The sequence below is a fragment of the Frankia sp. CeTa3Moorea genome, from assembly GCF_978021225.1.
The window spans coordinates 12,226-18,421 of record NZ_CDXDOR010000106.1; the positions used below are offsets into that span (position 1 = coordinate 12,226).

Consider the following 6,196-nt stretch of genomic DNA (forward strand, 5'->3'; position numbering starts at 1 on the left):
GGCTGCTGTCGGTTCGGCTGCTGTCGGTTCGACCCCGGCGGGTGTGTCTGCTCACCCTGACGGGATGCCCCGGCGGTGTCGGGTCACACCGACCTGCCGCCTCGCGCCGGGAACGACTACGAGAACCACCGGACCGCCTCTGTGGCTCTGGCGGGCAGGTATCCATTCAGGGGTGCTGGAACCTGCATCCCTGAATGGATACGTACAATCATGAGCACAGGAATTCTGGCACCGGGTATCTCGCGTCGGCGGTCGTGCATTTCGGCCGGGCCGAGGCCGTCCAGGCCGTCCAGGCCGTCCAGGCCGCGCGGCCGTGTCCTGGACGCGGCCTGTGTCGCGCACCCGGAGCGGTTCGTGAACCGGCCTCCGGTCCCGCCGCCGCTCCCGAAGCCGGCCGGGATCAACCGGAAGCCCGACGAGGCTGAGCCGGCCGACTCGGGTGTTCCCGAGAGATCGGAAATCGTTCCACAAAAATCACAATTAGGCTAATTCACAAAATATCTTACCTCAAAGATCTTGACAAGTTCCGTTCTGTCCCGCGCCAAGATCTTGGCTCAGGAATCCTGACCTGAAGGTTGGGTTTTCTGGATCTTGGTGGGGGGTTGGGAAGATGTTTGAGATCGTTGGTCAGACGATTCTTCGTAGCGGTCGGGGTCCCGGGCGTTGGGGGGGTGTGCGCCGGTCGATACACCGGACCATGGTGCTGATGGCTCAGTAGATGAGGGGTTCGGCCGCGACGAGCAGCATTATCACGAAAGTCGAGTCGTATTGGCCGTGCTCTCACGGAGAGTTCGGATTGGCGTAGTTCGGTGCTTGGTAGCCTGCGAGCATGTCGGTGTCGGAGCTTTCGGCGAGCAGTCAGAACTATCTGAAGGTGGTCTGGAGTCTTCAGGAGTGGTCCGGGGTGCCGGTGTCGCCTTCGACACTGGCAGCGAAGGTGGGGGTGAGGCTGTCGACGGCGTCGGACGCGGTGCGCAAACTTACTGAGCAGGGTCTGCTGGAGCACGCGCCCTACGGGGCAGTGTCACTGACAGAGAAGGGGCGGGTGCATGCGGTGGCGATGGTGCGCCGCCACCGGTTAATTGAGTCGTTCCTGGTGCAGGTGCTGGGGTATCGGTGGGATCAGGTGCATGATGAGGCCGAGACGCTGGAGCATGCGGTGTCGGACTTCATGGTGAACCGGATCGACGAATACCTCGGCCATCCCACCCGCGACCCACATGGTGATCCGATCCCGGGCTCGGACGGCACGGTGCGGGTACCGGATGCGGTCCTGCTGTCTCGGATCGGGCCGGGCGCGCACGCGCGTGTGGAGCGGATCTCGGACGCGGACGCGGGCCTGTTGCAGTTCTTCGCCGAGCGTGGGATTGGCATCGGTACCGTGCTGGAGGTGCGAGCCGGGGCACCGTACTCGGATTCGGTGGAGGTGGTTGTGGAAGGCCGCGATGAGGCGGTGGCTCTTGGCCGGTCGGCGACGGACGCCGTGTGCGTCACGGTGAGCTCCTCGGGGCCGGCTCCGCCGCGGGAGGCCGGCCCGGGACACGGGTGCGAGACCACGGCCGAGGCGGGCCGTGACGGATCAATGAACTAGCTTCCGAGCGGCCCACCTACCTTCGAAAGGGTGAAGAAGGCGGTTTCCGAGTGGTGCCAGTGTGGTGAGCCGAGGTTCCTCCTGATCGCTGGGTCTCGGGTCGGCTGCGGGTCAGCTCGCTGAGACGAACTCCCGGTGCCGCCGAGCGAGCAGTCGTTTGCCAAGCAGCCCGTGGCGGGGGCTGAACAGGTAGACGAGTGCAAACACGACGCCCTGGACGACGACGACGAGCCCGCCGGAGGACGCGTCGAGCCAGTAGCTGAGATAGATCCCCATCACCGAGCTCGCGGCCGATATCGCCGGGGCGATGACGAGCATACGTCCGAAGCGGTCGGTGAGCAGGAAGGCGGTGGCGCCAGGGATGATCAGCATCGCCACGACGAGGATCACCCCGACCACCTGCAGTGCGACCACGGCGGTGAGGGCGAGCAGGCCGAGCAGCAGCGTGCCGAGGAACCGCGGCGACAGGCCGATAGCGTGGGCGTGAGTCGGGTCGAACGCGTACAGCGTCAGGTCACGCCGCTTCAGCACAAGGATGACGAACGCGACAGCAGCGAGGATGCCGATCTGGATGAGGTCCGCGGTGGAGACGCCGAGGATGTTGCCGAAGACGATGTGGTTCAGGTCGGTCTGGCTCGGGGTGATCGAGATGAGGACGAGTCCGAGCGCAAACAGGGTGGTGAAGACGATCCCGATCGCGGCGTCTTCTTTCACCCGGCTGGTTCCGCGGATCGTCCCGATGAGCGCGACAGAGAGGAACCCGAACACGAGCGCACCGATCGCGAACGGTATGCCGAGGATGTAGGCGATCACGACCCCGGGCAGGACGGAGTGAGAGACCGCGTCACCCATCAGCGACCAGCCGACGAGCACGAGCCAGCACGACAGGAGGGCACAGACGACAGCAGCGATCATGGTGGTGGTAAGAGCCCGGACCATGAAGTCGTACTGCAGCGGATCCAGGAGCAGATCGAGCGGGTTCATGCGACGTACTTCTGCTCGAGCACGTCGAGTCCGAACGCGCGGGCGAGGTTCTCCGGTCTGAGTGTCTCGGTCACGGAGCCGTGGAACAGCACTCGGCGCAGCAGCAGCACCGCCTCGTCGGCCAGCTGTGGCAGGGCGTGAAGGTCATGGGTGGAGACCAGGATGGTACGGCCGTCCGCGGCGAGCTCCTTGAGTAGTCGGACGATGGTGGCTTCGGATTTCTTGTCGACCCCGGCGAAGGGTTCGTCCAAGAGCATGATCTGCGCATTTTGGGCGATGCCGCGGGCGACGAACGCGCGTTTCTTTTGCCCGCCGGAGAGCTGTCCGATTTGCCGGTCCGCGTACTCGGTCAGCCCCACACGCTCCAGCGCCTCGGACACCGCCGTGTGGTCGGCCGGGCGCGCCCGGCGGGTGAAGTTCTGGTGGCCGTAGCGGCCCATCATCACAACGTCGCGCACGGAGACAGGGAAGGCCCAATCGACCTCCTCGCTCTGTGGCACATAACCCACCAGGCCCTGTTTACGCGCCACGGCAGGCTCGGCACCGTCGAGTAGCACGCGTCCCCGGTCGGGGCGGACTATACCCATGACCGACTTGAACAGCGTCGACTTGCCGGATCCGTTCATCCCGATCAACCCGGCCACCCGCCCCGGCTCGACGGTGAGGGACACGCCGTCGAGGGCGAGGACCCCGCCGTAACGGACGACGACCTCCTGAACCTGGATCGCCGCGGTCACGAGGTCCGCCCGGTGAGCCCGTTGATAATCGTGGTCGCGTCGTAGCGGATCAGGTCGAGGTAGGTCGGTACCGGCCCGTCGGCCTTGGAGAGAGAATCGACATAGAGGATGCCGCCCAGGGCCGCGCCGGTGGCGTTGGCGACCTGCCGCATCGGCTTGTCCGACACCGTGGACTCGCAGAACACCGCCGGCACGTCATGCGCCTTGACGAACGTGATCGTCGAGGCGATCTGCTGCGGCGTCGCCTGTTGCTCGGCGTTCACGGGCCAGATGTACTGCTCCGTCAGCCCCGTGTCGCGGGCGAGGTACGAGAACGCGCCCTCGCAGGTCACCAGCGCCCGCTTCTTTGCCGGCAGCGTCGACAGCTTCGACACGAGCTCGTCCTGTACGGCCTGGAGCTTGGCCTTGTACGTCTTACCGTTCGCCCTGAAGTCCGCCGCGTGCGCGGGATCGAGATCACTGAAGGCATCGACGATGTTGTCGACATAGATTTGCGCGTTCAACGGGCTCATCCAGGCGTGCGGGTTCGGCTTGCCTGCGTAGGCGTCCTCGGTGATGTCTATCGCCTTGACCCCGTCCGACACCACGGCGTGCCGCACGTGCACCGACTCCACGAACCGCTTGAACCACAGCTCCAGGTTCAGGCCGTTGTCCAGGATCAGATCCGCCTCCGATGCCTTCGTGATATCACCCGGCGTCGGCTCGTACCCGTGGATCTCCGCCCCCACCTTCGTGATCGACTCCACCCGCAGGTGATCTCCTGCAACGTTCTGTGCGATGTCCGATAACACCGTGAACGTCGTCAGTACTACCGGACGATCACGCCCCCCACCGGCCGATGCGTCGACAGCGGGGGTGGTGGAGCACCCCGACAGCATCAGCGCGGCGGCGGCGGTAGCCGACCCCACTCTCGACAGCCATGCGACAGTACCGCGCATCATAAGCCCCTTCCCGTCCTTCCGAACATCAATCTTCGGTATGGCGAAGTTTGATTACTATATAGACGGATTCTCGGGTGATGTCCAACCATCTCCACGCGTTCGTCGGATATCGTGGTTGTCCAATCACTATTCGTGATTGATTGTTGCGGCGGAGTGTGGCCGCGGGTCGAGCCAGGACAAGGGCGCCCCCGCCACCTGGATGATCGTTCCTGTCGAAGAAAAGATCAACTGGGTGAGGTTGAGGGGGTTGAACGACAGTCCTACCGGCGAACACCTCGGAGTTCAGTCGGGCACCGGCCCGGCTGGGACGACTCGGCGAGTTAGCCGTCGTCGCCGCCCGCTGCTGGAGTCGTGCGCACAGCAGGGAGGGTGACCTGCTGGTCGGCATCGAGGGCGAGCTGTGCATCGCGGGCCCGCAGCTCACCCCTGGCTACCTGGACCCGGCGGACGACCGTGGCCGGTTCTTCGAGGGGGACGGTCGCCGCTGGTACCGCACCGGCGACCGGGTCCGCCGTCGTCCCGACGGCACGCTTGTCTATATCGGCCGGCTGGACTCCCAGGTGCAGGTACAGAGCTGGTGACTCGGTAGCAGGCTGGCGGCTCGGCCAGGTCGGGTCATAACGACACCAACGTGGTAGATCTGAGGCGCCACGATACGCCCACGGTCGATGGCGCTGACACGGCGTACTGGCGTGACCGCGCGGAGCGGGCCGAGGCGCGGATCGGCGAGTTGACCGCGCAGGCGCGGGCCCGGGACGCGCGGATGGACGAACTGACCGAGCAGGTCGCGGTGCTCAGCCGGCGGCGGGGGTAGCGCGAGACCGGCTGGCACGGGCGGTAAGCGGGGGCAGCGGCCGGGGAGCAGGGGGCACGGGCGGCGGGAGTACTCGCACCTTCAGGCCCGTGAAGAGATCCACGATGTGGCGGAGGGCGACCGGGTTTGCGCGTGCTGCGGGTCGGCGTTCGAGCCGTTGGGGACCGAGGACAGCGAGCAGGTCGACTGGCAGGTCAGGATCATCCGGGTGGTGCACCGGCGGCGCCGTTACCGGCGTCGCCGTGACTGTCCGGGGCCGCGGCCGGTGACGGCGCCGCCGGCGCCGAAGCCGGTCGCGAAGGGCCGGTTCACCGCGGGGTTCCTCGCCCGGCTCCTTTACGAGAAGTACGTGCTGGGTCTCCCGTTGCACCGGATCGCCCGGGCGCTGGCCGCGGACGGGTGCGAGGTCGCCGAGGGCACCCTGTGCGGGGCGTTGAAGGACGTGCACGACCTGCTCGAGCCGCTCGACGCGGCGATCGCCGGGCGTAACGCCGCCGCGGGCCATGTCCACGCGGACGAGACGACGTGGCGGGTGTTCGAGCGGGTCGAGGGTAAGGACGGGACCCGCTGGTGGCTGTGGGTGTTCGTCGCCGTGGACACGGTGGTCTTCCGGATGGACCCGACCCGCTCTGGTGCTGGGCACACGTCCGCCGGTACTTCATCCGGGCCGGGGACACCCACGTCCAGTTGCGCTACTGGCGCGGCCAGTGGGTCGCCCGGATCGGGGCGTTCTACGTCGCCCACCGCGCGCTGGCCGCCGCCCAGCCCGGGAGCGAGGATGCGGGGATGCGGGGATCTACAGCCTGCATCCGGCGGCGAAGAAGGTCCTCGCGATCCTGGACCGGGAATGGGACGGGCTGGTCCGCCATCGCGACTTCCCCGATCTGGATCTTGATAACAATGCGGCCGAGAGGGCGCTTCGGACTCCGGTAGTCGGCCGGAAGAACTACTACGGCGCGCACGCCGAGTGGGCCGCGCACCTCGCAACCGACTACCTCACCGCCTGCGCGACCGCCGGCGGGAAGGGACCCCAGGGGCCCGCCCTCGGCCCGTTCCTCACCTGGCCGTCGACCACCCCGACCGGCACCCAGGGTCATTGCAAAGTCGCGTTTGGGACTGTAAAACCAAC

6 protein-coding genes and 1 pseudogene are annotated in these 6,196 nt (G+C 66.6%); 4 read left to right on the plus strand and 3 right to left on the minus strand.

What is annotated here, in order from left to right:
* The first annotated feature begins 835 nt into the window (after positions 1-835).
* Positions 836-1,591: a metal-dependent transcriptional regulator gene (locus AC08OV_RS17125; protein ID WP_476619934.1), complete on the plus strand. Its 756-nt coding sequence runs from the start codon at positions 836-838 to the stop codon at positions 1,589-1,591.
* Positions 1,592-1,702: 111 nt separating this feature from the next.
* On the opposite strand, the gene AC08OV_RS17130 is transcribed toward AC08OV_RS17125, so the two are convergent.
* Genes AC08OV_RS17130 through AC08OV_RS17140 form a run of 3 tightly spaced genes read right to left on the minus strand, consistent with a single transcriptional unit; the run spans position 1,703 to position 4,250 of the window.
* Positions 1,703-2,575 (minus strand): metal ABC transporter permease, encoded by an 873-nt coding sequence (locus AC08OV_RS17130; RefSeq protein WP_476614513.1) that lies wholly within the window; start codon positions 2,573-2,575, stop codon positions 1,703-1,705.
* A complete protein-coding gene (locus AC08OV_RS17135) occupies positions 2,572-3,312 on the minus strand; it encodes a metal ABC transporter ATP-binding protein (RefSeq protein WP_476614512.1) in 741 nt (246 codons plus the stop codon). The genes AC08OV_RS17130 and AC08OV_RS17135 overlap by 4 nt, the downstream gene beginning before the upstream one ends.
* A complete protein-coding gene (locus AC08OV_RS17140) occupies positions 3,309-4,250 on the minus strand; it encodes a metal ABC transporter substrate-binding protein (protein WP_476614511.1) in 942 nt (313 codons plus the stop codon). Before AC08OV_RS17140 ends, AC08OV_RS17135 begins: the two co-directional genes overlap by 4 nt.
* A 634-nt stretch (positions 4,251-4,884) precedes the next feature.
* Between AC08OV_RS17140 and AC08OV_RS17145 the strand changes: the two genes are divergently transcribed.
* From AC08OV_RS17145 to AC08OV_RS17155, 3 genes and pseudogenes are all read left to right on the plus strand, one after another.
* Positions 4,885-5,067, plus strand: a complete 183-nt coding sequence (locus tag AC08OV_RS17145) for a hypothetical protein (protein ID WP_476614510.1) — start codon at positions 4,885-4,887, stop codon at positions 5,065-5,067.
* 349 nt (positions 5,068-5,416) lie between these two features.
* Positions 5,417-6,000: pseudogene (locus tag AC08OV_RS17150) on the plus strand (IS66 family transposase).
* Positions 5,925-6,196, plus strand: a 272-nt coding sequence (locus tag AC08OV_RS17155) for an IS66 family transposase (RefSeq protein ID WP_476619935.1), incomplete at its 3' end; no start/stop codon positions are given. The pseudogene AC08OV_RS17150 and the gene AC08OV_RS17155, both read left to right, overlap by 76 nt.

Excerpts from the sequence above, each read along its gene's own strand:
- AC08OV_RS17130 (WP_476614513.1), bottom strand. The coding sequence starts at position 2,575 with ATGAACCCGCTCGATCTGCTCCTGGATCCGCTGCAGTACGACTTCATG.
- AC08OV_RS17140 (WP_476614511.1), bottom strand. The coding sequence starts at position 4,250 with ATGCGCGGTACTGTCGCATGGCTGTCGAGAGTGGGGTCGGCTACCGCC.